The organism is Amycolatopsis nivea (genome assembly GCF_004522235.1).
GTDB classification, from domain to species: Bacteria; Actinomycetota; Actinomycetes; order Mycobacteriales; family Pseudonocardiaceae; genus Amycolatopsis; species Amycolatopsis nivea.
Genome location: NZ_SDLT01000053.1, coordinates 24157 through 50834 on the forward strand (window position 1 = coordinate 24157; position 26678 = coordinate 50834).

Here is a 26678-nt window from a genome sequence, read left to right on the forward strand (position 1 = left end):
CCAGGCAAGCGAATTTCAGTGCCGCTCAGCCGCCGCCAGCGCGCGGTGGTTCGCCTGGATCTGGTCCCACGCCTTCGGCTTCGCCGGAACGGCGGCGAAAGCCTTGGCCGCCGCGACCGTCCCATTAGGACCGACGGCGGGCTTCCCCTTGGTGAACAGCCAGGTCTGGAACAGTTCCTGCAACGGCTTTCCCGACACCTTCTCCGCGAGCGCGATGAAGTCCGGGATCACCGCCGCTTTACCGGCCTTGGCGGTCTGCCACTGCTGGAGGATCGAGAAGAACGCCTGGTCGCCGACCGTGGTGCGCAACGCCTGCACGGCCATCGCGCCCCGGTCGTACACCGCGCGGTCGAACTGGTTCGGCTCGCCCGGATCGCCCGGCAGGACCTGCCAGAACGGGTCGTCGGCCGCGTAGGAGTCGTACGCGTACTGCGCGAGTTCCGCGGTCGTGCCCTCGCCCTGGTGCTCGGACCACAGGTACTCGGCGTAGGACGCGAAGCCCTCGTTCAGCCAGATGTCGCTCCACTTGCCCAGCGAAACGTTGTCGCCGAACCACTGGTGTGCGTTCTCGTGCGCGATCAGCGTGGTGTTGGAGCCAGCGGCGAAGTTGCGCGCGCCGTAGGTCGGCCGGGTCTGGTTTTCCAGCGAGAAGGTGATCCCGCTGGTCACGACGCCGCCCTCGGCCTCGAACGGATACGGCCCGAACTGCGACGCCAGGAACTCGTCAACCTCCGGCGTCCGCTCCACGCTCGCCTTGGCCGCATCGAGCGAATCGCCGAGATCCGAACCGTAGGCGGTGATGAACGGCTTGCCGTCCGGCGTGGTGGACTGGACCACGTCGTACTTGCCGACGATGAACGACGTCAGGTAGGTCGCCTGCGGTTTGGTGCTGCGCCAGTTCCACCGCGTCCAGCCGGCCCGCTTCTTGGTCTTCTTCACGAGCGTGCCGTTCGAGATGGCGGCGAGCCCGTCCGGAGCCTCGATCGACACGTCGTAAGTCGCTTTGTCGGTCGGGTGGTCGTTGGAGGGGAACCACCACTGCGCGCTCTGCGGCTCGTCGATGCCGAGCGCCCCGAACGCGCCCTTCTTCCACGTGTTCAGTCCGCCGACCTTCTCCGTCGACGGGCTGTCGGAGTAGCTCACGACGACCGTCGCGGACTGGCCCTTCAGCAGCGGCTGCGCCGGCGTGATCACCAGCTCGCCGTCGCCGTTCTGGTTCGTGAACTGCGCGGGCCGGTTGTTCACCAGCACCTTCGACGCCTTGAGCGCGAAGTCGAGGTCGAAGCGCGACAGGTCCTGGGTGGCGGTGAGCAGCAGCGTCGTGGTGCCCGACAGGACGTCGGTCTCCGGCTGGTAGCTCACGCGGATGTCGTAGTGCTGCACGTCGGTGCCGCCGTTGCCGGCGTTCGGGTAGTACGGGTCGCCGACCCCCGGCGCGCCCGGTGCCGGCACTGCCGAGGCGGTGCCTGCCAGCAGCACCGTCGCGACTCCAGCCGCAACCGCCCCGATTCCGGCCCGAGTTCTCGATCGCATGGTTCCTCCAAGGTGGCCAATGCGACCGAACGTATCCACGTGAGCACCCCACAGGTACGTCCGAACGACGGGTTCTTACCCACTGGGAAGATCATCCGGATTCGGCGATCCACCACGCGATGGCGATCGGGATGCCGTACAAGATCGGGCCCGCGTACAGCCCCGGCCACGGTCCCCAGCCGCGCCGCACGGCGAGCCCGGCCATCGCGAACGACCCGGCGATCGCCGCGAACCAGCCGACCCACGGCAGCGACGCGACCGCCTGCTGTCCGGCCGCGCTGCAGATCGCCCTGCTGTCCCCGGCGAAGCAGTTGTCGCTGGCCATCACCAGAAACGACGAAAAATACGAGCACACCAGCCCGATCAGTGCCAGCGCCGCCACCGCCGCGCTGAACCAGGCCCACCGGCCTCGCGGGCGCAGGTCCGCCTCGTTCACGAAATCCCCCATATTCACCGGCCCCCGCCGGTTAAACCGTCCCCACCGCTTCCGCGACCGCGGACTTCAGCCGCGCGTGGAGATTCCGGTGCTGCGCCCGGTCGACCCGGACCTCGACGACCCGCAGGCCCGGCGCGGGCCGCAGCGCGGCACGGAACTCTTCGACTGTCTCGGCCAGGACGTGCGGCACCCGGTAACCCGCGCAGAGCGCGCCCAGATCCGCGCCGTGCGGCGTGCCGAAGACGCGCTCGAAGCTCGCCGAGTGTTCCGGCGCGCCCTGCTCCAGCAGCGAGAAAATGCCGCCGCCGTCGTCGTTCAGCACCACGATCGTCAGGTCCGGCAACTGCTCCGCCGGACCGGTGAGCAGGCCGGACGCGTCGTGCAGGAAGGTCAGATCGCCAAGCAGCGCGTACGACGGCGCGCGGTGCACAGTGGCCGCGCCGATGGCCGTCGACACCGTGCCGTCGATCCCGGCGACGCCGCGGTTGCGGTGCACCAGGACGTCCGGACGCAGCCGTCCAGCGAGCGCGACATCGCGCGTCGGGTTCGAGGAGCCGACCACCAGCAGCGCGCCTTCCGGCAGCGCGTCGACCAGCTCCGTCGCCACCCGTACGCCGCTCGGCCACGGCTCGGCGGCCAGCGCCGTCGAAACCGCCTGGCTGGCCGCGGCGTCCGCGCGCTGCCAGCTCGCGAGCCACTCTGGGTCCGCGGGCTTCGTCGGTTCGGCGAACCACTGCCCGACCTGGCGGACGTTGTGCGCGGGCGCGGGCCAGTCCGAATCCGGACGCACCAGCAGCACCTCTACCTCCGGGTCCGACAGCACCTTCTGGACCTGCCGGAACACCGTCGGACGGCCGAGGCACAGCACCTGCTCGGGACGGTGCCGCGAGATGAATTCCTCGACGCCCAGCAGCCAGGCGCCGGACGACATCGCGGTCGCGCCGGACAGGCCGAGCCCGCCGGTCTCCGAAACCACCGGCCAGCCGTGCTGTTCGGCCCACTCGCTGGCCGCCTGCGCGCCGGTGTCGCACGCGATCACCAGGCCGTGCCGCGCCGAGGGGACCACGAACGAGGGCAGCGCGCCGAAGTCCGGCAACTCGGTCCAGCGTTCGCCGTCCGGGCGGCCTTCGAGCGATTCGTACCACTCGCCGTCATCGTCGAGGTCCGGCACGAGCGGCTCGCGGAACGGGATGTTCAGGTGTACCGGCCCGCAGCGCCACTCGCCGTACGCGGCGTTCCACGCGCGGCAGATCTGGCTGCGCCAGTAGGAGTTCTGCCCGGCCCGGCGTTCGGCGACGGCCAGCTCGTCGAAGTAGCGGACCGCGTCGCCGTACAGCTCGTACTGGTTGATCACCTGGCTCGCGCCCGCCGAACGCAGCTCCGGCGGACGGTCGGCGGTGAGCACGATCAGCGGCACGCCCGCCCGGTCGGCCTCCAGCACGGCCGGGTGGAAGTTCGCCGCCGCGGTGCCGGAGGTGCAGACCACCGCCGCCGGACGGCCGGTGCGCGCCGCGATGCCGAGCGCGAGGAACGCCGCGCCGCGCTCGTCGATGCGGACGTGCAGCTGCAGCCGTCCCGAAGCGGCGGCGTCGTAGAGCGCGATGGACAGCGGCGCGTTGCGAGATCCTGGACACAACACGACGTGCGACACGGTGTTGCGGACGAGTTCGTCGACGATGACCCTGGCCTGCGCGGTGGACGGGTTCACCGGCAGGCCCCCGTTAAGGAACCGTCCGACGGGCACTCCCCGGGGGCGGCGTCAGGCACAGCGATCATGTCCACAGGTCCTATTCTCCCAAACGTGGATGACGCCCGAGTTTCCGAGCTGTTCGACCCCGCCGCCTGGTCCGAGGTCGAAGGGTTCTCCTTCACCGACATCACCTACCACCGTTCGCGAGATGCCCGCTCCGGCAAACGGGTGGTCCGGATCGCTTTCGACCGTCCGGAGGTCCGCAACGCCTTCCGCCCGCACACCGTCGACGAGCTCTACCGGGCGCTCGACCACGCCCGGATGAGCTCGGACGTCGGCTGCGTCCTGCTCACCGGGAACGGCCCGTCGCCGAAGGACGGCGGCTGGGCGTTCTGTTCCGGCGGTGACCAGCGTATTCGCGGACGCTCCGGGTATCAGTACGCGAGCGGGGAGACCTCGGACACGGTCGACCCGGCGCGGGCGGGGCGGCTGCACATCCTCGAGGTGCAGCGATTGATCCGTTTCATGCCGAAACCCGTGGTCGCCGTGGTGCCCGGCTGGGCGGCGGGCGGCGGGCATTCGCTGCACGTCGTGTGCGATCTCACCCTCGCCTCGGCCGAGCACGCGCGGTTCAAGCAGACCGACGCGGACGTCGGCTCGTTCGACGCGGGCTACGGTTCGGCGGGCCTCGCCCGGCAGGTCGGGCAGAAGTTCGCGCGCGAGATCTTCTTCCTCGGCCGCGACTACACCGCCGAGCAAATGCACCGGATGGGCGCGGTCAACGAGGTCGTGCCGCACGCCGAGCTGGAGCGGGTCGCGCTCGAATGGGGCTGGACGATCATCGGCAAGTCGCCGACCGCGCAGCGGATGCTGAAGTACGCGTTCAACGCGATCGACGACGGGCTCGTCGGACAGCAGCTGTTCGCCGGCGAAACCACCCGGCTGGCGTACATGCAGGACGAGGCCGTCGAGGGCCGCGACGCGTTCCTGGAGAAGCGCGACCCGGACTGGTCCGACTACCCGTACTACTACTGAGAAGGTCGTTCGCCGTGCACGTGGTGTGGCTCGACGGCAGCGCCGACGCGCTGACCGCCCTCGACGCGGCCCTGGCGGCTGCCCTCGACGGCGGTCCGGCGGTGCTGCCGCTGAACTCGGCGGATCCGTCGGCCCCGGCGCTGCTCGAGGCGATGGCCCCGGAGCAGCCGGTCGAGCCGGACACCGCCGTGGTGATCGCCACGTCCGGGTCCACCGGGGCGCCGAAGGGAGTGCTGCTGTCGCCGCGTGCGCTCACCGCGTCCGCGACGGCAACGCACGCCCGGCTCGGCGGCCCCGGACACTGGCTGCTCGCCACGCCCGCGCACTACATCGGCGGCCTGCAAGTCCTGATCCGAGCGCGGCTGGCAGGCACGAAACCGGCGTTCTTGACCGGCACCGGCTTCCGCCCGGACGAGTTCGCCGCCGCGGCCGCGCCGGTGCTCGCGGAGAACGGCTCGCGCTACACCGCGCTCGTGCCGACCCAGCTAGTCCGCCTGCTCGACGACGGCGGCGCTGGCCTGGCCGCCGCGAAGGCCTTCGACGGCATCATCCTGGGCGCCGCCGCCACCTCGCCTGCGCTGCGAGCGCAAGCGGCTGAGGAAGGCGTGCGGATCGTCCCGTCGTACGGCATGAGCGAGACCGCGAGCGGCTGCGTCTACGACGGCGTTCCGCTCGACGGGGTGCGCGTGGAGCCCGACGCCGACGAGCGACTGTGGATCTCCGGTCCTGTGCTGTCGCACGGCTACCGTCTCGCTCCGGAACTGACCGCGGAGTCGTTCCGGGACGGCTCTTTCCGCACTTCCGACCGCGGCCGCTGGTTGCCCGACGGTCGGATCGAGGTGCTCGGACGCGCGGACGACGTCATCAACACCGGCGGGGTCAAGGTGTCCGCCGCCTCGATCGAACGGCTGCTCGGCGCGCAGCCCGGGGTGCGGGACGCCTGTGTCGTCGGCATTCCGGATCCGCAGTGGGGCGAGGCGGTCGTGGCGATGGTGGCGGGTTCGACGGACGAGGCCGCGCTGCGAGCCGCGGTCCGGGCTGAGCTGGGTGCGGCCGCGACGCCGAAACGCATCGAGTTCGTCAGCGAGTTGCCGTTGCGCGGACCGGGAAAGATCGACCGGCAGGCAGTGGTCGCCGCCCTCCGGACGCGCTGAGCGGGTTCACCGAACGGGTGAAGATCGCATGGCGTTGAATGGACCCCATGGCGACAGTCAGTGAGTGGATCGAAGGCGCCCGGCCGAGGACGCTGCCGAACGCGATCGCACCGGTCGTGGCGGGCGTCGGAGCGGCGATCGCGCTCGACGCGTTCTCCTGGTGGCGTTCGCTGCTCGCTCTGCTGGTCGCGTTGTCGCTGATCATCGGCGTGAACTTCGCCAACGACTACTCCGACGGCATCCGCGGCACCGACGAAAACCGCGTCGGTCCGCTGCGTCTGGTCGGCTCCGGCGCGGCGAACCCGAAGGCCGTCCTGCGTGCCGCGCTGACCTCCCTGGGCTTGGCCGGAGTGCTGGGCCTGGCGCTCGTCGCGCTGAGCGGATACTGGTGGCTGCTCGCGATGGGCGCGCTGTGCATCCTCGGCGCGTGGTTCTACACCGGCGGCAAAAAGCCTTACGGCTACTACGGTTTGGGCGAGATCGCGGTCTTCGTGTTCTTCGGACTGGCGGGCGTCCTCGGCACGGTTTACGTCCAGGCCGGCCGGGTCAGCTGGGACGCACTGGGCTGCGCGGTAGCGGTCGGCTCGTTCTCGATGGCGGTGCTGGTCGCGAACAACCTGCGCGACATCCCGACCGACCTCGAGTCCGGCAAGCACACCCTCGCGACCCGCATGGGCGACGGCGGCACGCGAAAGCTCTACCTGACCCTGGTGACGGTCCCGTACGCGCTCACCGTGCTGATGGGGATCTGGCACCCGCTGCTGTTCATCACCTTCGTGACCGCGCCGCTGCTGCTGAAGCCCATCAAGTCCGTCGGAGGCGGCGGCAAGGGCCGGGAGCTGATCCCGGCCCTGCGCGACACCGGCATGGCGATGCTGGCGTGGGCGGTGCTGAGCGCGGTCGCCCTGGCGCTCTAGCGGCAGACCGCGATCGCCTGCTATTTCGCAAACACCGCCCGGGCCAACCGCGCCCACGGCCCACCCCGCTTCACTTCGAGCCCACCGACCCGAGCGTTCCCGCGCCCGGGCGATGCAGAGCGCATTCGCCCTCGCGCTCTAACGACCCACCGCAATCGCCTGCCACTCCACGAACTCCGCCAACCCGTGCGAGCCGTACTCACGGCCCACCCCGCTCGCCTTGAACCCGCCGAACGGCGCGTTCCCATGCCGCGGCGCGCCGTTGACGTGGAACGTGCCCGTGCGCACCGCCCGCGCGAGTTCGACGCCGTGTTCCGCGTCGGCGGTCCACACGCCGCCGCTCAGGCCGTAGTCGGAGTCGTTCGCGAGCCGGATCGCCTCCTCCTCGGTGTCGAACGGGATCACCACGAGCACCGGACCAAAGATCTCCTCGCGCGCGATCCGCATGTCGTTCGTAACATCGGCGAACACCGTCGGACGCACGTAAAACCCGTCCGCCAGCTCAGGATTCGCGAGCGGCTCGGCACCGCCCGCCGCGATCCGTGCGCCCTCCTCGACGCCTAGCCGCAGGTACGACAGCACCCGCTCGTACTGGTCACGGCGCACGATCGGCCCGACGAACGTGTCCGGCTTCGCGGGATCGCCGACCACGAGCCCGTCGGCCATTTCCGCGAGTGCGGCCACGACCTCGGTGTACCGCTCGCGCGCCGCGAAGATCCGCGTGTGCGCCACGCACATCTCGCCGTTGTTCGCGAACGTCGCGGTCCGGATCCCCTCGGCGACGGTCTTCGGGTCCGCGTCCGCGAGCACGATCGCCGCGGACTTTCCGCCGAGTTCCAGCCCGACGCGCTTGAACTGCTCTCCCGCCAGCGACGCGATCCGCCGCCCGGCCGCCGTCGAGCCGGTGAACGAGATCTTGTCGACACCGGGGTGCGTCACCAGGTACTCGCTCACGTCGCGGTCAGCCGCGAACACGCTCACCACGCCCTCGGGGAACCCGGCCTCCGCGAAGATCTCCGCCAGCAGCATCGCGTCGAGCGGGGTTTCCGGCGCGGCCTTCAGCAGCACCGGATTGCCCGCCAGCAGAGCCGGAATCAGCTTCACCAGCGCGGCCGAATGCGGCGAGTTCCACGGGATCACCGCGGCCACCACCCCGACCGGTGCAGCACGCACGATCGTCCGGTTGCCCGCCTCGTCGGTCAGCGTCTCCTCCCAGTCGAACTCGCGCGCGGTCTTGAGCCACGCCGCCGTGCGCTCCGGGAGGTTGTGCTGCGTCCAGCCGGTGAACCAGCTCGGCGAGCCGTTCTCCGCGGTGATCAGCTCGGCGATTTCGTCGGCCCGGGCGGCGTGCAGTTCGTTGAACCGCTCGACCAGGCGCAGCCGCTCGGCCAGCGGGGTTCTCCCCCACGGTTCGAGCGCCCGCCGGGCCGCCGCCACCGCGCGGTCGACGTCCGCCTTCGAGGCCTTTGGCGCGGTGCCGACCAGCGCCCGGTCGTGCGGCGAACGGATTTCGAAGGTGTCGGTCGTCGCGGGCTCGGTCCAGCGGCCGCCGAGGAAGAGCTGGTCGTAAGTACGCATCGGGATCTCCTGCCAGAGTTAACGGAACACTGCTCTCTTGTTCTCGAAGTTAACAGGACGCTGTTCTTTTATCAAGAGAGCAGTGTCCTGTTACACTCCGAGGCGTGACCGACTTCCAGCGCGCCCGCAGTCCCGAGCAGGTGGAAGCCCGCCGCGAGGCGATCCTCGACGTGGCCGAACAGCTGATGACGGAGTCGTCCGTCAGCGAGGTCAGCATGCGCGAACTGGCCCGCCGGGTAGGCCTGTCGGCGTCGAACGTCGCGCGCTACTTCCCCACGCGGGAGGCCGTCTACCTGGAGGTGCTCGACCGCGCTCGCGGCGCGTGGCTCGACTCGCTCACCCTCGACGGCGATCTGTCGGAGGTCGCCGCGACCCTCGCCCGCTCACTCGCGACGCGACCGGTCCTGTGCGAACTGATCAGCGTGCTGGCGAACGTGCTGGAGCGCAATGTCTCCACGGAAATCGCGCGGGACTACAAGCTGCGCTCGGCGAAGCACAACGCCCGCACCGCCGACCTGCTGCACGCCGCGCTGCCAGGCCTTTCCGCGGAGACCGCACAAGAACTGTCGTCCGCGATCTTCATGTTCACCGCGGGAATGTGGCCGCTGGCGCACCCGAACGAAGCCGTCCAAGAAGCCATCAAGGACCCGCGCCTGGCCGGCTCCCGCCTCGACTTCGAGGACCGGTTGCGCCGCCTGATCGTCGTGCTGACGCTGGGCTACCAGGAAGCTAGGCGTCGAATCGGCCAGTGAGCAGGAACTCGTCGAACCGCGCCCGATACGGCGCGAGGTCGATCCCCTGCTCGCCGAGCCATTCGTCCGAGTAGTACGTGTTCGCGTACCGCTCCCCGCCGTCGCACAGCAGCGTCACCACCGAACCCGCCTGGCCGTCCGCCAGCATCCGCGAGATCAGCTGGAACGCGCCATACAGGTTGGTCCCGGTCGAGCCGCCCGCCCAGTGCCCGGTGCGGTCCCGCAGCAACCGGATCGCCGCCAGCGAACCCGCGTCGGGCACCTGGAACATCTCGTCGATCACGCCGGGCACGAACGACGGTTCGCAACGCGGCCGTCCGATGCCTTCGATCCGCGACGGCATCCCGGTCGCGTAGTCCGGCGCACCGGTTTCCCACGCGCCGTAGAACGACGAGTTTTCCGGGTCCACCACGCAGATCTTCGTGGTGTGCCGCTTGTACCGGACGTACCGGCCGAACGTCGCGCTCGTCCCGCCGGTGCCCGCGCCGACGACGATCCACGACGGCACCGGATGGCGTTCGGCGCGCATCTGCGCGAACACCGATTCGGCGATGTTGTTGTTGCCGCGCCAGTCCGTCGCGCGCTCGGCGTAGGTGAACTGGTCGAGGTAATGCCCGTTGCACTCGGCGGCCAGCCGCTCGGCCTCCGGGTACATCGCCGGCGCCGAGTCGACGTAATGGCACTCGCCGCCGTAGAACTCGATGAGCGCGATCTTTTCCTTGCTCGTCCGCCGCGGCACGACGGTCACGAACCGCAGGCCGAGCATGCGCGCGAAGTACGCCTCGGACACCGCGGTCGAGCCGCTGGACGCCTCGACCAGCACGGTGTCCGGGCCGATGTGCCCGTTGACCAGGCCGTACAGGATCAGCGAGCGCGCGAGGCGGTGCTTGAGCGAGCCGGTCGGATGCACCGACTCGTCCTTCAGGTAAAGGTCGATGCCCCATTCCGGGGGCAGCGGGAAAACGTGCAGGTGAGTGTCGGCGCTGCGGTTGGCGTCGGCCTCGATGATCCGGACCGCTTCGCGGACCCAGGCGCGGCTGTGCGGTTTGCTCATGCCGCGGAATCGTCGGCCGAGGTCTCGCCGCGCAGCTGCGAACGCAGCTGGGCACGAGCACGCGCACGGGATTCGTTGCGCTTGGCCAGCCCGGCCGTCACGCGCTGGTTCAGCCCGCGCAGGAGCAGCAGTCCGAGCGGAAGGCCGACGACGAGCCCGATCAGCAAAGAGACCAGCAGCGGCACGCCGACCAGCGAAAGCACGACCGCGACCACCGCGACGAGCGCGAACCGCGCGATCAAGTACACCGTCAGGTCACGGGGAAGGTGGTCCGGTGTCTCGCTCACACCGAAACAGGCTACGCCCCGCTCGCCGGGTCCTCGTCCAGGCCCGCGTTGTTGGGGCGGCCCTCGAACCGGGTGGAGAGCACCACTGTCGTGTTGGTGCGGCCGACGCCGGGGATGCGGCGCAGCCTGCCGAGAGTGAGCTCCAGCTCGTCGACCGTCGAAACCCGCACCTTTACTACGAAGGCCTCGTCGCCCGCGACCGCGTAACAGCTCTCGACCTCGGGCAGTTCGCCGAGCGAAGCGGCGACGTCCTCGTCGGTGGCGGTGTCGGTGGGATGGATGCCGACCAGCGCGGTGACGCCGAGTCCGACCGTGTTCGGGTCGACCATCGCGTGGTACCCGGTGATCACGCCCGCCGCCTCGAGCTTCCCGACGCGTTCGTGCACCGACGACGCGGAGAGCCCCACCGTCCGGCCGAGGTCGGCGTAGGTAGCCCGGCCGTTGGCCCGCAGCTCGGCGATGATCTTCCGGTCCAGCTGATCCACCGGCTCATTATGCGGCGCGCCCGCGCGGGAGGCGCATCCCGGTAGGCCCCGGATTGTCTCCTGCGTCACAGCAACCTCGACGCCGGACGCCGCCCAGCCGCGGCCTTTGCTCAGTCTTTACCCGAATCTCGGCGCAGCTGGTCAGAAAATGCCTGGTCAGCGAGGCGCGAACGGGCGCTGAGCGATCCTGAGAATCTGCTGAGTTATGTCCCTTTTGCACTTTAAGGGCTCTTTACCCAAGGACAACCGTTCGAGTACCCGACGGGTGAAGTGCCACGATTGCCGCGTTGGCCACCCGGGCGCGACGGGCGAAATCGCCCGATGCCCCCGGTATAGCAAGTTGGGCGTTAAGGAGGCGGAAAATGACCGCAACCATGGGCGGACGGTTGCTCACCCCGGGTGAGGTGGCCGCTCTGTTCCGGGTGGACCCGAAGACCGTGACCCGCTGGGCCACCGCGGGTCGCATCGGCTCGATCCGGACGCCGGGCGGACACCGCAGGTTCCGCGAGTCCGAGGTGAACGACCTTCTGGCCGAGCTCACCACGGACGCGAGCGAGCCGACCCGCAAGATCTGATCCGCGGGTCTCGAACACGCCGAAGGGTCGTGACTGGCAAGGGGTGCCTCCCGCATCGCTTGCCGGTCACGACCCTTCGCCGCGTTCCGGGGCGGGTCCGCGCGCACCGTCCCCCCGGTCCGGCCCGATTGCGGCTAATCTGGGGGGCCAGCACGACGGAAGGACCCCGGGCATGATCCCTTTGCTCGCAGCGGTGGGCGCGATCACCATCGCCGTTCTGTTGTGGCGGGCACTCGGCGCGCAGCGGATCAGCGTCCCGCAGCGCCGCCCGGCCGTCGCTCCCGACGACGATCCCGAATTCCTGCGCAAGCTCTCCGAACAGCAGCGCAAACGCCCGGACGAAACCGACTCCTGAGCGTGTTTGATTGCCCCGGCTCCGCCGGGGCGCCGAGATCGCTGGGAAGCCGGTTTCGTCCCTCCCGATTTCAGTCCAGAAACCGGCGCGATCTCGGGTTGTGGTTGCGGAGCCCGCACGGTCAATCAAGCGCAGCCGCTTGGTTAAGCCCTGCCGTTAAAACCGTCCGCCACGGTCGCCGCCAGTTCCAGCAGCGCCAGCCGGGTGTCCCCGCCGAGACGCTCCAGTTCGATTTCCGCGCCCTCTTCCAGGTGCGCGTCGAACGGGATCCGGCACACCGAACGCACCTTCGCGCCGAAGTGCGCGGCCAGCTTGTCCAGGTCGACCGAACTGCCCTTCGGGCGCACCGAGTTGATCACCACGACCGAGCGTTTCACCAGGTCGCCGTAACCGTGCGCCTCGAGCCAGTCCAGCGTCGCCGAGGCGCTGCGGGCCCCGTCGACCGAACCTGAGGACACCACCACCAGCGAGTCCGCGACGTCGAGGACGCCCTTCATCGCCGAGTGCATCAAACCGGTGCCGCAGTCGGTGAGGACGATGTTGTAGAAGTGCTCGAGCAGGTTCACCGTGCGCCGGTAGTCGTTCTCGGAGAACGCCTCCGACACCGCCGGATCCTGTTCGCTGGCCAGGATTTCCAGCCGGCTCGACCCCTGCGACGTGTACGACCGGACGTCGCTGTAGCGCGTGATCTTGTCCGCGTCGCGCAGCAGGTGCCGCACGGTCGCGGTGGTTTCGATGGCGATCTTCTGCGACAGCGTCCCGCGGTCCGGGTTCGCGTCCACCGCCACCACGCGGTCGCCGCGCAGGGACGCGAACGTCGCGCCGAGCGTGGTCGTGGTCGTGGTCTTGCCGACGCCGCCCTTGAGGCTCAGCATCGCGATCTTGTAGCACCCGCGCAGCGGCTGGTTGACCCGCGCGATCAGCTCGCGCCGGCGCGTGTCCGCCGGGCTCTCCCCCGGGTTGAGCAGCTTGCCGCTGCCCAGGTACACCGCCTTGCGCCAGCCGGACTGCGGCGTGCGCTTCTGCTGTTTGACCAGGTGCGCGGTGGCCAGCTCGTCCGCGCTGGACGCCGGTTGCGGCAGCCCCTGAGCCCCAGCCGGAGCGCCCGGCACGGGAGCCACGCCCGGAGGAGCGACGGGCTGCTGCTGGTATCCCGGCGGGGCGGCGTGCTGCGGCTGGTGCTGCTGCGCGGGAGGCTGCAGCGGCGGCAGGTTCTGGTCGTAGTGCGGCTGGTAGCCGCCCGGCTGCGGCAGCGGCTGGTACGCGCCCTGCGGCGGCGGGTCGACGACCTGCGTCGGCTGCGCGTCGTACGGCCCGGTGCCGGGGTGCGGCGTCGAGTCGGTGCGTTCCTCGGAGAACATGGCAGCCGGTTCCTGGGCCTGCTCGGACTGCTGTTCGCCGGCAGTCTCTTCACTGGGTCCGGTCACCGTTGCCAACCTCCCGGGTACGTCGAAGGGCCCCTGGCGACGACGGTAGTCGCCCGAGGCCCGGTCCGGGCGGTGGACCCCCGGCTCAGCTCACTCCGGCGTAGGAATGCAGTCCGGCGGTAACCAGGTTGACGAAGAACAGGTTGAAGATCGTCACCGAGAACCCGACGATGTTGATCACCGCCGCGCGCGTCCCGCGCCAGCCCGCGGTGGCGCGGGAGTGCAGGTATGCCGCGTAAACGACCCACGCGATGAACGCGACGGTCTCCTTCGGGTCCCAGCCCCAGAACCGGCCCCACGCGGCCTCGGCCCACACCGCGCCGCACAGCACGCCGAAAGTGAAGATCGGGAACGCCACGATCGTGGCGCGGTAGGCGATCCGGTCGAGGACGTCGGCGGAGGGCAGCTTCGGGCCGAAACCGGCGAACTTGGCCGGGTTGCGGTCGTGCGCGGTGCGGAAGAGGTACAGCACGCTCGCCACGCCCGGCACCAGGAACACGCCGGAGCCGATGATCGCGGCGGACACGTGGATGTAAAGCCAGTACGACTGCAGCGCGGGCACGACCGGCGCGGCGACCGTGTACAGCATCGTGCCGTTGATGAACATCAGGATCACGACGGGCAGCAGCAGGAACCCGGTGAGGTGGCGGACCGGGAACTTCTTGATCACCACGAGCCACGCGACGACGGTGATGAAGGTGACCGCCATGCCGTACTCGTACATGTTGCCCCACGGCGCGCGGTGCACCGCGAGTCCGCGCAGCACGATCGCCGACAACTGCAGCAGCGCGCCCAGCACGAGCAGCGCCGCGCCCATCCGGCCGATCCGCTCCGCGCGGCCGACCGCACGCGGGGCCTCGGGCTCGGCCGGGACGTCGCCGTTTTCGATCGCGGCGTCGTCGGTGTCGGGTCCGCCCGCGCCGACCAGCACGCGCTTGCGGCTGCGCTCGGCGGCGAGACGGCCCTTCGCGCCGAACGCCTGCTCGAAGAGCGTGAACAGCAGCGCCAGCACGTAAATCGCCACTGTCGTCGTGTACAGCAGGTCGCTGTACTGCGAGAGAGTCTCGTTGATTTCCATGCCTCAGCTGCCCTTCCGGCCCGTGACCAGCCGTTCGCTGATCCGCTGGAATTCCTCGCCGTATCCGGCTTGATCCGTGCGCGCGAGCCCCGCGACCTCGATCACGGTACTCGCGCCCTCGTCCTTGCCCGGCCGCACCCGCACCCACACGCGACGCCGCTTGACCAGCAGCGACGCCCCGAGCCCGGCGAACATCACGATCGCGAAGCCGAGCACGTAGCCCTGCGTCGGATCGTGCGAGATCTGCAGGTTGACCCACTTGTTGACGCCGTCGAAGCGCACCTTGGTGCCGTCGTCGAGCGTCAGTTCCTGGCCGACCGCGAGGTTCTTGCGGGCGACCCGCTTGAGCCTGCCGTCCTGGACGCGGGACTGGTCGACCGAGAACACCGACTGGCCGCGGCCCGCGTCGAGACCGAGGTCGCCGCGCAGCACGTCGACGGCGACCATCGGGTTGTTCAGCTGCGGCGCGGTCGAGGTGAGGACGCCGCCGTGGATGAACGAGGACGGCGCGAAGAGGCCGGTGATCGCGAGCTGCTTGGTGCGCCGCTGGACCTCGTCGGTGACGCCGGGCTGGTCGAACTTCGTCGCGCCCTCGGACAGCATCGTCGCCGGGTTGGTGAACATCCACTGGGTGTTCTGGGTGCGCTTCTCGCCGTTCGGGAAGGTCACCGTGAACTGCGGCGAATAACCGTTGCCCAGCAGGTAAACCCGGTCGCCGACGGTGCGCAGCGGCTCGTTGACCTCGAGGTCGTACGGCTTCCACGTACCGGTCTGCAGGTCCTGGCCGGACTGGTACTCGATGTGCGAGTGGTAGTAGTCGGCCTGGTTGGTGGCGGTGTAGCGGGCGGTGAAGTCGTTGACCTTCACGCAGAACGGGTCGAGGTCGGTGCCGTCGACGCGCAGGCCCGCTTCGAACGAGTCGTAGTTGTAGATGCCCGAGTTGCAGAACTGGCCGCCGTTGGCCTGCACGATGACCTGGCCCTCGTAGCTGTAGAGCTTGCCGAGCGCGAAGAAAATGATCAGGCCGAGCATGCCGAAGTGGAAGAGCAGGTTGCCGGTCTCGCGCAGGTAGCCGCGTTCGGCCGAGACGCTGAACCCGCCGCCGTCCTCCTCGCGCTCGACGCGCCGCCAGCCGGACAGCTGCTTGCGCACGTCGTCGCGGATCGTCTCCGGCGTGCGCGCGGTGCGGGCGATCCGGTGGTGCGGCATGCGCGCGAGATTGCGCGGCGTCAGCACCGGCTTCGCGCGCATCTGCTTGAGGTACTCGAAGCTGCGCGGCGTGAGACAGCCGATCAGCGAGATCATCAGCAGGATGTAGATCGCGGAGAACCAGACGCTGGAGTAGACGTCGTAGAACTCCAGCTTGTCGAGCAGCGACCCCCACCAGCCGTGCGCGCTGATGTACTCGTCGACCTTCGGCGCGTTCAGCCGCCGCTGCGGCAGCAACGCGCCGGGCAGCGCGGCGAGCGCCAGCAGGAACAGCAGCACCAGCGCGGTGCGCATGGATGTCAGGCCGCGCCAGGTGTTGCGCAGGAAAGCCAGGAACTGCTTGGCGGCGGACGGCCGGTACGGCTGAGGGTTCTTCGGGGGCGCTTCGGTAGTGGTCACAGCGGCAGCTCGAGATCGGAGGCGACGGAGTTGCGGAGCCAGCCCATGACGTCCCCCCACAGCCCGGTGACCAGCAGGATGCCGACCACCATCAGCAGCACCCCGCCGAAAATCTGCACGCGGCGGCCGTTGCGGCGAAGCCAGTCGGTGGCGCGCACGGCCCAGCGGGCGCCGAGCGCGATCAGCAGGAACGGGACGCCGAGGCCGAGGCAGTAAACGAGCACCAGCACGTACCCGCGAACCGCGGCCCCGCCGGTGGCGCTGGCGAGACTGGTGACGGCCGAGAGCGTCGGTCCGATGCAGGGCGTCCAGCCGAGCCCGAACACCGCGCCGAGCACCGGCGCGCCCCACAGCCCGCCGCCGGGCACGCGGTGCGAGCGGACCTCGCGCTGCAGCCCCGGGATCCAGCCGATGAAGACCAGGCTCATGAGGATGGTCAGGATGCCGCCGATGCGCTGCAGCAGATCCTCGTTGACCAGCAAGGTGTTCGCGAGCCAGACGAGCGTGCCCATGGTCGCGACGAACACCACGGTGAACCCGAGCACGAACAGCCCCGCCGCGCCCAGCACGGCGTAACGGCCTTTCTTGCGCTCCTCGCCGTCGCGCACCGCCGGGGCGTCTGCGCCGACGAGAGCCGCGAGGTAGGCGAGGTACCCAGGCACGAGCGGCACCACGCACGGCGACGCGAACGAGATGGCCCCGGCCACCAGCGCGACACCCGCGGCGAGCAGCAGCGGCCCGGAGAGCGCCAGCTCGGACACGGAGTTCACGCACTTGAGAGTAGGCAGTGAGCTGGACGTGAGGCGGGCGGGGCCCGCTCACAGGACCTACGCCACAACGGGGGTGGGACCTTGGTCCTGTGCTCGTGAGCGGCTAGGCCGGTTAGAACCGGCATGGGCACTCACGAGGAGGCCAGGCCGCAGAAGAACGCGCGACGCCGGGCTGGCAACGGCCTCCTGCACGGCTCGGGCCGGGGACCCCCAATGCCACTTTGGGTGCGTCGGACGCACCGAACGCCACATTGGGTGCGTCACATGCACCCAACGCCACATTGGGTGCGTCACATGCACCCAATGTGGCATTGGGGGCTTCTCTGCAACGCAGTCCGCGCCGCGGCAGAACCGAGAGGTCGTGAGGGTTCCCCTCACGGAATCTGATTCCGTCAGGGTTCCCCTCACGGACCTCCCCGGCGCGGAGCGAGCACCCGGCGGAGCGGAGCGGGCCCGGGCCGAGCGGAGCGCCCTCTCGCGGAGCGTGCGGCGGAGCGAGCGCCGGGCTGAGCGGAGCGCCGGGCTGAGCGGAGCGCCCCCGGCCGAGCAGAGCGCGGGGTTCGGCGAGCGCTACTTCCCCCCGCTACTTCTCCGCACTGAGCCGCTGCACCACGGGAACCAGGTCCGAAGCCAGCACCTGCCGCAGGAACACCGCGGCCACCCGGTGCTGTTTGTCCAGCACCAGCGTCGACGGGATGATGTTGCGCGGATACCCGGCCAGCTGCAGCAGCACGCGGCCGGACGGGTCCCAGATCGACGGGTACGTCAGGCCGCGGTCGCGGACGAAGTCCTGTGCGACGTCGCGGGCCGGGTCGCGGACGTCGAGGCCGATGACCTGGGCGCCGAGCGGGGCGATCTGCTTGCTCGCGGTCTCCAGTTCGGGCGCTTCGGCGCGGCACGGGCCGCACCACTGGCCCCACAGGTTGATCACCAGCGCCTTGCCCGGGAAGTCCTCGATCGAGAGCTGTTTGCCCTCGTGCATGAGGTCGTCGCCGGCCAGCGTCGGGGCCTTCTGCCGTTCGTTCTCCGGGTAGCTGATGTCGACCTTGCCGCCGGGCGAGACGAAGGTGAAGGTGCCGCCCGAGACGACCGCGTCCTTGCCGGTCGAGCAGCCCGTCACGACCAGCGCGGCGGCCATCAGCATCCCGAGCAGCCGCCGTTTCATGCGCCGGTCACCTTGGGGTCGGTAGTGCCCGCGGGTTCGCTGTAAACGATCTCCAGCAGCTCTTCGCCGTCGAAGACGAGGCTGGTGAGCGACGCCAGCGAGCACTGCCGCTGCCGCGGGTCGTGCCACAGTCGCTTCGCTTCCAAGAAGCGGCGAAGCGTCCAGATCGGCAGCTGGTGCGACACGCACAGCGCTTCGCGCCCTTCGGCCTTTACGCGCGCACGGTGCACCGCGCCGAGCATGCGGTGTGCGATCTCGACGTACGGCTCGCCCCATGACGGCTTGAACGGGTTCACCAGGTGCGGCCACGCTTTCGGCTGCCGCAGCGCGCCGTCGCCCACGGCTACGCGCTGGCCCTCGAAGACGTTCGCCGCTTCGATGAGACCTTCGTCAGTGGCGATGTCGAGACGGTGCGCGCCCGCGATGGGCGCCGCGGTCTCCTGCGCGCGCTGAAGGGGCGAAGCGACGACGTACGCGAGGTCGTGCCCGGCCACCGCTTCGGCGACGGTGAGCGCCTGACGCTGCCCGCGCTCCGACAGCCGGAAGTTCGGCAGCCGCCCGTAGAGGATCTTCTCCGGGTTGTGGACTTCACCGTGCCGCAGCATGTGGACGACGGTGGTCATGGGCGAACCGCCTCAGCCGCCGCGCGCGCCGCCGCGGGCAACGCAGCTTCGATCACAGCGAACGCTTCGTCGTCCATCGCGGCGTTCACGAACCACGCCTCGTACGCGCTCGGCGGCGGGTACACGCCCGCTTCGAGGAGCGCGTGGAAGAACGCCGGGAAGCGCCACGTCTCAGTGGCCTGCGCGTCCGCGTAGTTGCGTACGGGCTTGTCGGTGAAGAAGACGCTCACCAGGTTGCCCGCGAACTGCACTGTGTGCGTGACGCCCGCTTCGCTGAGCGCCTTGTCGAAAAGCCCGCCGAGACGCTTCGCGTTGGCGTCGAGCTTCGCGTACACAGCGTCGTCCGCTTCGCGCAGCGCGGTGAGACCGGCGGCGACCGCCACCGGGTTCCCGGACAGCGTGCCTGCCTGATAGACGGGACCGCCGGGGGCGAGCTTCGCCATGATGTCCGCGCGACCGCCGAACGCCGCGGCGGGCAGTCCGCCCGACATCACCTTGCCGAACGTGTACAGGTCGCCAGCCACGCCTTCGAGGCCGAACCAGCCAGCGCGCGAAACGCGGAAGCCGGTCATCACTTCGTCCATGATCAGCAGCGCGCCGTTTTCGTGCGCGATGTCCCGCAACGCGGCGTTGAAGCCAGCGTCCGGCGGCACCGCGCCCATGTTGCCCGCGGCCGCTTCGGTGATCACCGCGGCGATCTGGCCCTCGTTCTCCGCGAAGGACTTCCGCAGCGCGTCAAGATCGTTGTACGGCAAGACAATCGTGTCCGCGGCCTGCGCGCCGGTGACGCCCGGCGAGGTCGGCAGGCCGAGCGTCGCGACGCCGGAACCCGCTTCGGCGAGCAGCGCGTCGACGTGCCCGTGGTAGCAACCGGCGAACTTGACGATCTTGGCGCGGCCGGTGAAACCGCGGGCGAGCCGGATGGCGCTCATCGTGGCTTCGGTGCCGGAGTTGACCAGCCGGACCTGCTCGACCGGGCCGACCCGGCCGATGATCTCCTCGGCGAGTTCGACCTCGCCGATCGTCGGCGTGCCGAAGGACAGCCCGTGCTCCGCGGCCGCGCGGGCGGCGGCCACCACCTTCGGGTGCGCGTGCCCGAGGATCATCGGGCCCCACGAGGAGACGAGGTCGACGTAGCGGTTGCCGTCGGCGTCCCACAGATACGGGCCCTCGCCGCGGACCATGAACCGCGGCGTGCCGCCGACCGAGTTGAAGGCGCGCACCGGCGAGTTCACCCCGCCCGGAACGGCCGCCTTGGCGCGTGCGAACCATGCTTTGGACTGCTCGGTGCCAGTGCTCACCGTCCCAGTCTTGCAAATCCTCCATCCGGGTGTCGGCGGCGCCCAAGCTGCCACCCGATTGCCACCCGGCACACCGGCCTCACTCCTCTTAGGATGGGCGCGCATGGACGGGGCGAGCCATGGAGGAGACGTGACGGCGCCCACACACCGCCGGAACCCGTGGCTGATGCTCGCGGTGTTCTTCGGGCTGGTCGGCGTCATCGCACTGGTAGGCGCGCTGGCGGCGACGACCGCGCCGGACGCCTACAACCGGTACGTGCTGCCGGAGTGGGCCCCGCCCTCGTCGCTGTTCAGTCCGGTGTGGACGGTCCTGTACATCGTGCTCGCCGTCGCGGGCTGGACGTATTGGCGCACCGACGGCGAGAACCAGGGCTTCGCCGCGTACGGCATCGGCCTGCTGTTCAACCTGATGTGGATCTCGCTGTTCTTCGCGGGCGGCTCCACGCAGGTCGCGTGCGTGGACATCGTGCTGCTCGATTTCACCGTGATCGTGACGATCGCGTTGTTCTACCGCCGGTCCCGCGTCGCCGCGCTGTTGCTTGTGCCATACCTGGCGTGGCTGCTCTACACGACTGCGCTGAACGTCGCGATCATCGCGCTCAACGACGTTCCCTAACGGGCCGGCTGCGCCACGATCGCCTGTGCGGTCACCGAACCGTCCGTGCCGGTGCGCCCCTGGACGGTCACCGTCTGTCCCGGTTTGAGGTCGCTGAGCTTGCCCGGCTGAGTCACGCCGACCGTCGTACTGTCCGAAGTGGACACTGTGACTTCGCTGCCCTGCACGGTCTTCACCGTGACCGTGCTGCCGTCGACCTTCTCTACGGTGCCGACCGTCCCGCGACCGCCTCCCGCGCGGCCGCCGAATCCGCCGCCCTGCTGCTGTCCGTCCGCCGGAGCGGTACGGGCGCTGGATGAGCCGCTCGACGAGCCGAACGCCGCGTGCGTCCAAGCGCCGCCGGCGAACGCCAGCGCCAGCACGAGCAACCCGGCGAGCACCAGCGTCGGCTTGCCGAACGGCCGGGCGACCTGCTTCAACTCGGCAGTGAGATCGCCCTGGACGGCGGGCTCGGCGATGAGGTCTTCCGGACGCGACGCGGCGGGTTCCTCCGGCGGGGTCGGGATGGGCTGGGTGGTCGACGCGGACATGACGCTCCTACTCGTGCCGGAGGGCGTCGATCGGCCGCAGCCGCGAAGCCCGGTTCGCCGGGAAACTGCCGAAGAAAAGCCCGATCAGGGCGGACACCGCGAACGCGAGCGCGATCGACGACGGCACCACGACCGGCTGGATGCCCGCGACGGCGAACCGGCTGCCGACCACCCCGATCAGCACGCCGAGCAACCCGCCGAAGAGGCTCAGCATGGTCGCCTCGGCGAGGAACTGGCCGAGGATCGCCGAGCGCGGCGCGCCGATCGCCTTGCGGATGCCGATCTCGCGAATCCGCTCGGTGACCGTGACGAGCATGATGTTCGTGACGCCGATCCCGCCGACCAGCAGCGAGATCGCCGCGACCGCGCCGAGCAGCACGGTGAACGTCTGGATCGCCGACGTCCGGGTCTGCAGCAGCTGCGCGGAGTTCTGGATCTGGAAGTCCGGATTGGCCGAGGCCTGGATGCCGTGCCGGGCGTCGAGGATCGCGGTGACCTCGGCCTGCGCCAGCCCGATCGCGTCGGCATTGGTCGCCTGCACGGCGATCTGATTCAGCCCGCCGTAGCCGGCGAGCGAGTTCTGCACCGCGCTGATCGGGGCGATCGCGACGTCGTCGGCGTTCTGCAGCCCGGTGCTGCCCTTCGTTTGCAGCACGCCGATCACGGTGAACTGGATGCTGTTGATCAGCACGTTCTTCCCGACCGGCTCGGCGGTGCCGAAGATCGACTGCGCGGTCGTCGGCCCGAGCACGACGACCTTGCGCGCCTGTGTCACGTCCTCGGCGCTGAACAGCTGACCGTCGGCGATCTGCCGGTTCGTGGTGGTGAAGTAGCTGGGTTCGGTGCCGACGACGCTCGACACGTCGTAGGAGGTCTGCCCGTACGTCGCGGTCGCGCTGGTGTTCACCACCGGAGCCGCCGCCTTGACGTCCGGCGCACCCACCGGGTCGACCAGCGCGTGCGCGTCCTGCACGGTGAGCGGCCGGACCTGGCTGGACTGCCCGCCGCCCCGAAGCGGCGACACGTTGACCACGTCGGTGCCGAGTCCCTGAATGCTCGCGGTGATCGCCGCCGAAGCACCGTTTCCCACTGCCACCAACAAGATCACCGACGCGACCCCGATGGTGATGCCGAGCGTGGTGAGCACCGAACGCAGTTTGTTCGACGCGAGACCGCGCACCGCGAACCGCATGATCTCCACGAAGTTCACGCGACCACCCCGGTGCGGACCTCGTCCGACACGATCCGTCCGTCGCTGACCCGCACGACGCGGTGCGCGTGCCGCGCGACCTCGTCCTCGTGCGTGATCACCACGACCGTGCGGCCGAGCGCGTTGAGCCGGTCGAACACGCCGAGGACGTCGACAGTGCTTGCGTGGTCGAGGTTTCCGGTCGGTTCGTCGGCGAGCAGCAACGCCGGTCCGCCGACCAGCGCCCGTGCCACCGCGACGCGCTGCTGCTGTCCGCCGGACAGTTCGTTCGGCAGATGTTTGGCCCGATCGGTCAGCCCGACCATCTCCAGCGCGGCGAGCGCGCGGCGGCGGCGCTCCCCTCGTTTGAGTCCGCTGTAGACCATCGGCAATTCCACATTGGACAACGCACTGGTGCGCGGCACGAGGTTGAAGGACTGGAAGATGAAGCCGATCTTTCGGTTGCGCAGCAAGGCAAGCTGGCGTTCGTTCAGATCGGCGACGGAGAACCCGTCCAGCAGGTAACGGCCGGAAGTGGGCGTGTCGAGGCAGCCGAGCATGTTCAGCAGCGTCGACTTCCCGGATCCGGACGCGCCCATGATCGCCACGTACTCGCCCGGCCACACCTGCAGATCGACCCCGCGCAACGCGTGCACCGCGGTTTCCCCGCTGCCGTAAGTCTTGCGCAGTCCGGAGACCGCGATCACCGGCTTCATCCCCGGCCCCCGCCGCCGACGCCGCCCTGGCGTCCACCGCCGAATCCGCCCTGCTGACCGCCGCCGAACCCGCCGAGACCGCCCGTCCGCTGCTGGCCGTTGGAGCCGCTCGACGTCGTCGGCGACGCGGCGGTGAGCACCACGCTGTCGCCCTCATTGAGCCCGGACTTGATCTCCACAGTGGACTCTCCGCGCACGCCGACCTCGACCTGACGCGAAACCGGCTGCCCGTTCTGCTCCACGGTGACCACGTTCGTCGTCCCGCTGGTCCGCACCGCCGCGGCCGGGACGCTCAGCACGCCGTCGGCTTCCGCGACCGTGATCACGACGCTCGCCGACTGTCCGGGCCGCAGCCCCGACGGCGGATTCGCCAACGTCAGCTTCGCGCCGTAACTGACGACGTTGCTGCTCGTGGTCGGCGTGAGGTCAATGCTGGAAACGGTCGCCTGCAACGGTTGATCCGGCGTCGCATTCAAAGTCACGGTGGCTTTCTGCCCGGTTTTCACCTTGCTCACGTCAATTTCCGCCACCGAAGTATTGACGACAAGACTGCCCATGTCGGTGATGTCGATAAAGCCCGTGCTGCTGCTGGACGAGGATTGCTGCCCGGACTGCCCGCCAGAGCCGGAACTGGAGCTGGAACTCGACGACGCCGCCGCCGAACTGTTGCTGGAATTGGACCCGCTGCCCGTTTGCTGCCCGACCGTCCCGTTGATCGCGGTCACCGTCCCCGCACCAGGCGCGGTCAAGGTCGTGGCGGCGAGCGCTGATTCCGCGTTGTCGACGTCCAGCTGCGCTTGATCCACTTTGGCCTGCAGCGACGTGGTGCTGCTCTGCGCCTGCGTCGCGGTCTGGTTCGCGGGCGGGTTGTCCTCCGCCGTCGTGAGGTTGTCCTCGGCGACCGCGAGATTGGCCTTAGCGACCTGAAGTTGTTTGCTCGCCTGGGAAGAGTCGATGGTGGCGAGCTTCTGCCCGGCGCTCACGACGTCGCCGACCTTCACGTCGATGCTCGTGACCTTGCCGGACGTCGTGAAGTTCGCGGCACCGGTGTACGTGCTCGCGATCGTGCCCGCCGCCGAAACGGTCTGGGAGACGTTCGCGCGCCGGACCGGCGTGGTCCGGGTTTGTGCCTGCGCGGTCGAACTGGCCGGCGAAAAGGCTTGGTAAATCCCGAAAGCCGCGCCGCCGAGCAGCACGACAAGGACTCCGTTGACCACCCAGGTTCGTGTGCGCAGCCGCGTCATGGCCGCAAGATTGCGGGGCCCGCTTAGCAGTGAGCTGTTGGTTCCCTGTGGGACAGCTGTGTAATCAGTCCTTCTTCTTTTTGTGCCGCGCCCGCACCGCGAGCAGCAATTGGCGGACCGCGTCCACCACCAAGACCGCGGACAGCGTGCCGAGCCCGAGCGCCCCGGCGATATGTCCGCCGAAGTACCGTTCCGAGGCCAATCGCGTGCCGTCGCCCGCCGTGGTGACGACCGTGACGACCCCGGCGTGCCACAGCGCGAACGCCGCCCACAGCGCCAATCCGGCCACCACGACCTCGCCGAGCGCGACGAACGCGCGCCACGGCTGGTTGAGCTTCGCCTGCGGCTGGGTTTCCTCCGGCGGCCAAAGCCCGGCTCCGGTCGGCTGGGGTAGGTCGATCACGGGATCCAGCCTTTCAGGTTCGCCGTCGTCGCGCGTCCCTCGTGCGGGTTCAGTTCCGGGAGTCATCGGCCTGCTCCTCGGGTTGGTTCTTCGCGGCCAGCTCCGCGAGCGCGGTTTTCAGCGCTTCGACGTCGCGGGCCCAGGCGAGCACCACCGTGCCGTCGTCCAGCTCGACCGGCAACTCGTCGTACTTGCGCGGCACCGACCAGCCGCCGCCGAGCACGCGCGTCCCGACCGGCGCGCCGACGTCGGTCACCGAGGCGATCCGCTCGGCGGCCACCGTCTCGCGGCCTTGCCGCAGCCCCTCGGTGGTGACCTCCAGCGAAAGGAACCGGCGCCGCGCGTAAACCCAGGGCAGGGTCAGCGCGACCAGCGCGACGCCGATCAGCACCCAGCCGACGACGTGCGTCGGCCCGCCGGTGGCCAGTTCGGCGAGCGCGCCCAGCAGCGCGAACAGCGGGCCCCAGATCAGCGCCGACCAGCCGACGCCCGGCTCGGAGTACAGCGTCCTGGCCGCCATTACAGCTTCTTGCCGACTTTCGGGAAGTAGTCCGCGACCTTCGGCAGGTACAGCAGGATCAGCATGACGACCAGCGCCAGCGAAGAGACGAGCGCGAAGATGCTGCGGATCACCCCGAGTTCGAACACGATGCCGAGCACGGCCAGCAGCGTCGCGATGCTGCGTGCCGAACGCGTGCCCTCGCGGGCCTTCCAAGCGAACAACACGAGCAGCGCGCCGAAGCACAGCGAGCCGATCAGCATGGCCCAGACGAGCGTGTTGGCGTTGGCCTGTACCTGAGCGACGTCGACCTTCTGGCCGCTCTGCTGAACCTGCTCGATCGCGTGCTCGACCAGCTGCTGCTTGAGAAAGACCGTGACGACCTGCCCGGCCACCACGATCAGCGCACCCACGATGGCGAGCACGAACGCGGCGTGCACCGGCGTCGGCGGCGTTGCCTTCGGCGCGGTCTCCCCCGGCAGCACCGGATCCGGCGCGCGCCCGCGTTTGCGGCGCTCGTCGTCGGTGAGCCCGGAAAGATCGTCCGAGGTCACGCTGGCTGGCTTCGGGGTGTTCTCGTCCTTCTCGGCCACCCGAAAGACCCTACCCGGGCTCAGTCCAGCCAGGTCGCGGCGTCGGCCGCCCAGTAGGTGAGGATCAGGTCCGCGCCCGCGCGGCGGATCGAGGTGAGCACCTCGAGCACCGTGCGCTCGCGCTCGATCCAGCCGTTCGCCGCGGCCGCCTCGACCATCGCGTACTCGCCGGAGATGTTGTACGCCGCGACGGGAACCGGCGAAATGTCGGCGGCCGCCTTGATGATGTCCAAATAGGACAGTGCAGGCTTGACCATGACCATGTCCGCGCCCTCGGCCAGGTCGAGTTCGAGCTCGCGCATCGCCTCGCGGGCGTTGCCGAGGTCCTGCTGGTAGGTCTTGCGGTCGCCCTTGAGCTGGGAGTCGACGGCCTCGCGGAAGGGACCGTAGAACGCGCTGGCGTACTTGATCGAATAGGCGAGAATGGCGGTCTCGCTGTGCCCGACCTCGTCGAGCGCCCGGCGGATCACGCCGACCTGCCCGTCCATCATCCCGCTCGGCCCGAGCACGTGCGCGCCCGCTTCCGCCTGCGCGACCCCCATTTCGGCGTACAGCCGGAGCGTGGCGTCGTTGTCGACCACGCCGTCCGCGTCGAGAACGCCGCAGTGCCCGTGGTCGGTGAACTCGTCCAGGCAGGTGTCGGCCATCAGCACGGTGGAGTCGCCGAGTTCGCTGCGCAGATCCCGCAACGCGACGTTGAGGATGCCGTTCTCGTCGACCGCGCCGGACCCCTGCGCGTCCCGCTTCTCCGGAACGCCGAAGAGCATGATCCCGCCGACGCCGGCGTTGACCGCCTCGACCGCAGCCTTGCGAAGAGTGTCGCGAGTGTGCTGAACGACGCCCGGCATGCTGGCAATCGGCCGCGGTGCGTCAAGACCCTCGGCCACGAACATCGGCAGGATCAACTGCCGTGGCCGCAACGTGGTCTCACTGACCATCCTGCGCATTGCCGGAGTAGTACGAAGCCTGCGGGGTCGCTGCTCAGGGAACACGCATCCAAGGTACTCCCGCACTCATCCCGAAAGCCGTGAAGGGCTCCTTGAGGGAATCTGATTCCCTCAAGGA

29 protein-coding genes are annotated in these 26678 nt (G+C 69.5%); 7 read left to right on the forward strand and 22 right to left on the reverse strand.

The annotated features are described in order from the left end of the window. Positions 1-15 precede the first annotated feature (15 nt). The 3 genes from EIZ44_RS39845 to menD all read right to left on the reverse strand — a co-directional run bounded on the left by EIZ44_RS39845 (position 16) and on the right by menD (position 3677). Positions 16-1533 carry a M1 family metallopeptidase gene (locus EIZ44_RS39845; RefSeq protein WP_134734111.1) on the reverse strand — a complete coding sequence of 506 codons (1518 nt, stop codon included), beginning with the start codon at positions 1531-1533 and terminating at the stop codon, positions 16-18. 91 nt (positions 1534-1624) lie between these two features. After that, complete coding sequence (locus EIZ44_RS39850) at positions 1625-1969, reverse strand: hypothetical protein (RefSeq protein WP_200864430.1); 345 nt, start codon at positions 1967-1969, stop codon at positions 1625-1627. Between the two features lie 31 nt (positions 1970-2000). Next, on the reverse strand, positions 2001-3677 hold the full coding sequence (gene menD, locus EIZ44_RS39855; RefSeq protein ID WP_037818922.1) for a 2-succinyl-5-enolpyruvyl-6-hydroxy-3-cyclohexene-1-carboxylic-acid synthase: 1677 nt from the start codon (positions 3675-3677) through the stop codon (positions 2001-2003). 93 nt (positions 3678-3770) lie between these two features. Between menD and EIZ44_RS39860 the strand changes: the two genes are divergently transcribed. The 3 genes from EIZ44_RS39860 to EIZ44_RS39870 are packed head-to-tail and all read left to right on the forward strand — an operon-like array spanning position 3771 to position 6765. Then, positions 3771-4694, forward strand: a complete 924-nt coding sequence (locus EIZ44_RS39860) for a 1,4-dihydroxy-2-naphthoyl-CoA synthase (RefSeq protein WP_037818864.1) — start codon at positions 3771-3773, stop codon at positions 4692-4694. Positions 4695-4708: 14 nt separating this feature from the next. Then, the gene (menE, locus tag EIZ44_RS39865) at positions 4709-5848 is read left to right on the forward strand and encodes an o-succinylbenzoate--CoA ligase (RefSeq protein WP_134663684.1); all 1140 of its coding nucleotides are present in this window, start codon (positions 4709-4711) and stop codon (positions 5846-5848) included. 47 nt (positions 5849-5895) lie between these two features. Beyond that, entirely contained in the window at positions 5896-6765 is an 870-nt protein-coding gene (locus tag EIZ44_RS39870) for a 1,4-dihydroxy-2-naphthoate polyprenyltransferase (protein WP_134663683.1), read from the forward strand. A 138-nt stretch (positions 6766-6903) separates the two neighbouring features. Here EIZ44_RS39870 and EIZ44_RS39875 read toward each other — a convergent pair whose 3' ends face one another. After that, positions 6904-8343, reverse strand: coding sequence for an aldehyde dehydrogenase (locus tag EIZ44_RS39875; protein ID WP_134734112.1), 1440 nt, complete (start codon positions 8341-8343; stop codon positions 6904-6906). 104 nt (positions 8344-8447) lie between these two features. Here EIZ44_RS39875 and EIZ44_RS39880 point away from each other — a divergent pair, with 104 nt between their 5' ends. Then, positions 8448-9095, forward strand: a complete 648-nt coding sequence (locus EIZ44_RS39880) for a TetR family transcriptional regulator (protein ID WP_205669978.1) — start codon at positions 8448-8450, stop codon at positions 9093-9095. Here EIZ44_RS39880 and cds1 read toward each other — a convergent pair. The 3 genes from cds1 to EIZ44_RS39895 are packed head-to-tail and all read right to left on the reverse strand — an operon-like array spanning position 9073 to position 10921. Continuing rightward, on the reverse strand, positions 9073-10149 hold the full coding sequence (gene cds1 / locus EIZ44_RS39885) for an L-cysteine desulfhydrase Cds1 (RefSeq protein WP_037818859.1): 1077 nt from the start codon (positions 10147-10149) through the stop codon (positions 9073-9075). The two genes, EIZ44_RS39880 and cds1, sit on opposite strands and share 23 nt — an antisense overlap. Then, entirely contained in the window at positions 10146-10436 is a 291-nt protein-coding gene (locus EIZ44_RS39890) for a DUF4229 domain-containing protein (protein ID WP_037818858.1), read from the reverse strand. Before EIZ44_RS39890 ends, cds1 begins: the two co-directional genes overlap by 4 nt. 11 nt (positions 10437-10447) lie before the next feature. Further along, on the reverse strand, positions 10448-10921 hold the full coding sequence (locus EIZ44_RS39895) for an Lrp/AsnC family transcriptional regulator (protein WP_009072012.1): 474 nt from the start codon (positions 10919-10921) through the stop codon (positions 10448-10450). Between the two features lie 362 nt (positions 10922-11283). On the opposite strand from EIZ44_RS39895, the gene EIZ44_RS39900 reads away from it, so the two are divergent. Both EIZ44_RS39900 and EIZ44_RS39905 read left to right on the forward strand, forming a co-directional pair. After that, positions 11284-11496 (forward strand): BldC family transcriptional regulator, encoded by a 213-nt coding sequence (locus EIZ44_RS39900; RefSeq protein ID WP_009072010.1) that lies wholly within the window; start codon positions 11284-11286, stop codon positions 11494-11496. A gap of 172 nt (positions 11497-11668) precedes the next feature. Then, a complete protein-coding gene (locus tag EIZ44_RS39905) occupies positions 11669-11851 on the forward strand; it encodes a hypothetical protein (RefSeq protein WP_037818857.1) in 183 nt (60 codons plus the stop codon). A gap of 143 nt (positions 11852-11994) precedes the next feature. Here the strand turns inward: EIZ44_RS39905 and EIZ44_RS39910 are convergent, their stop codons facing one another. From EIZ44_RS39910 to hemL, 7 genes are all read right to left on the reverse strand, one after another. After that, entirely contained in the window at positions 11995-13278 is a 1284-nt protein-coding gene (locus EIZ44_RS39910) for a MinD/ParA family ATP-binding protein (RefSeq protein WP_043836155.1), read from the reverse strand. Between the two features lie 85 nt (positions 13279-13363). Beyond that, positions 13364-14356, reverse strand: coding sequence for a c-type cytochrome biogenesis protein CcsB (gene ccsB / locus EIZ44_RS39915; protein WP_134734113.1), 993 nt, complete (start codon positions 14354-14356; stop codon positions 13364-13366). Between the two features lie 3 nt (positions 14357-14359). Next, positions 14360-15964 carry a cytochrome c biogenesis protein ResB gene (gene resB / locus EIZ44_RS39920; RefSeq protein ID WP_134734115.1) on the reverse strand — a complete coding sequence of 535 codons (1605 nt, stop codon included), beginning with the start codon at positions 15962-15964 and terminating at the stop codon, positions 14360-14362. Beyond that, positions 15961-16734: a cytochrome c biogenesis CcdA family protein gene (locus tag EIZ44_RS39925; RefSeq protein ID WP_134663678.1), complete on the reverse strand. Its 774-nt coding sequence runs from the start codon at positions 16732-16734 to the stop codon at positions 15961-15963. Before EIZ44_RS39925 ends, resB begins: the two co-directional genes overlap by 4 nt. Before the next feature lie 583 nt (positions 16735-17317). Further along, a complete protein-coding gene (locus EIZ44_RS39930; protein WP_037818850.1) occupies positions 17318-17899 on the reverse strand; it encodes a TlpA family protein disulfide reductase in 582 nt (193 codons plus the stop codon). Beyond that, positions 17896-18522, reverse strand: a complete 627-nt coding sequence (locus tag EIZ44_RS39935; protein ID WP_009071997.1) for a histidine phosphatase family protein — start codon at positions 18520-18522, stop codon at positions 17896-17898. Before EIZ44_RS39935 ends, EIZ44_RS39930 begins: the two co-directional genes overlap by 4 nt. Further along, positions 18519-19823, reverse strand: a complete 1305-nt coding sequence (hemL, locus tag EIZ44_RS39940; protein WP_037818849.1) for a glutamate-1-semialdehyde 2,1-aminomutase — start codon at positions 19821-19823, stop codon at positions 18519-18521. The genes EIZ44_RS39935 and hemL overlap by 4 nt, the downstream gene beginning before the upstream one ends. A 130-nt stretch (positions 19824-19953) precedes the next feature. Here hemL and EIZ44_RS39945 point away from each other — a divergent pair, with 130 nt between their 5' ends. Then, positions 19954-20439, forward strand: a complete 486-nt coding sequence (locus EIZ44_RS39945) for a TspO/MBR family protein (protein WP_370318148.1) — start codon at positions 19954-19956, stop codon at positions 20437-20439. Here EIZ44_RS39945 and EIZ44_RS39950 read toward each other — a convergent pair. The 8 genes from EIZ44_RS39950 to hemB all read right to left on the reverse strand — a co-directional run bounded on the left by EIZ44_RS39950 (position 20436) and on the right by hemB (position 26605). After that, positions 20436-20969 carry a DUF5666 domain-containing protein gene (locus EIZ44_RS39950; protein WP_134663677.1) on the reverse strand — a complete coding sequence of 178 codons (534 nt, stop codon included), beginning with the start codon at positions 20967-20969 and terminating at the stop codon, positions 20436-20438. The two genes, EIZ44_RS39945 and EIZ44_RS39950, sit on opposite strands and share 4 nt — an antisense overlap. A 7-nt stretch (positions 20970-20976) precedes the next feature. Then, the gene (locus EIZ44_RS39955) at positions 20977-22179 is read right to left on the reverse strand and encodes an ABC transporter permease (RefSeq protein WP_134734117.1); all 1203 of its coding nucleotides are present in this window, start codon (positions 22177-22179) and stop codon (positions 20977-20979) included. Beyond that, entirely contained in the window at positions 22176-22874 is a 699-nt protein-coding gene (locus tag EIZ44_RS39960; RefSeq protein ID WP_037818846.1) for an ABC transporter ATP-binding protein, read from the reverse strand. Before EIZ44_RS39960 ends, EIZ44_RS39955 begins: the two co-directional genes overlap by 4 nt. Next, positions 22871-24118, reverse strand: a complete 1248-nt coding sequence (locus EIZ44_RS39965; RefSeq protein WP_134734118.1) for an efflux RND transporter periplasmic adaptor subunit — start codon at positions 24116-24118, stop codon at positions 22871-22873. The genes EIZ44_RS39960 and EIZ44_RS39965 overlap by 4 nt, the downstream gene beginning before the upstream one ends. A 64-nt stretch (positions 24119-24182) precedes the next feature. Further along, positions 24183-24521 (reverse strand): hypothetical protein, encoded by a 339-nt coding sequence (locus EIZ44_RS39970; RefSeq protein WP_037818917.1) that lies wholly within the window; start codon positions 24519-24521, stop codon positions 24183-24185. Positions 24522-24570: 49 nt separating this feature from the next. Then, positions 24571-25041: a transport-regulating membrane protein Mce1N gene (gene mce1N / locus EIZ44_RS39975; protein ID WP_037818844.1), complete on the reverse strand. Its 471-nt coding sequence runs from the start codon at positions 25039-25041 to the stop codon at positions 24571-24573. After that, the gene (locus EIZ44_RS39980; protein WP_134663673.1) at positions 25041-25613 is read right to left on the reverse strand and encodes a hypothetical protein; all 573 of its coding nucleotides are present in this window, start codon (positions 25611-25613) and stop codon (positions 25041-25043) included. Before EIZ44_RS39980 ends, mce1N begins: the two co-directional genes overlap by 1 nt. A 20-nt stretch (positions 25614-25633) precedes the next feature. Beyond that, entirely contained in the window at positions 25634-26605 is a 972-nt protein-coding gene (gene hemB, locus EIZ44_RS39985; protein ID WP_134734119.1) for a porphobilinogen synthase, read from the reverse strand. Between the last annotated feature and the right edge of the window lie 73 nt (positions 26606-26678).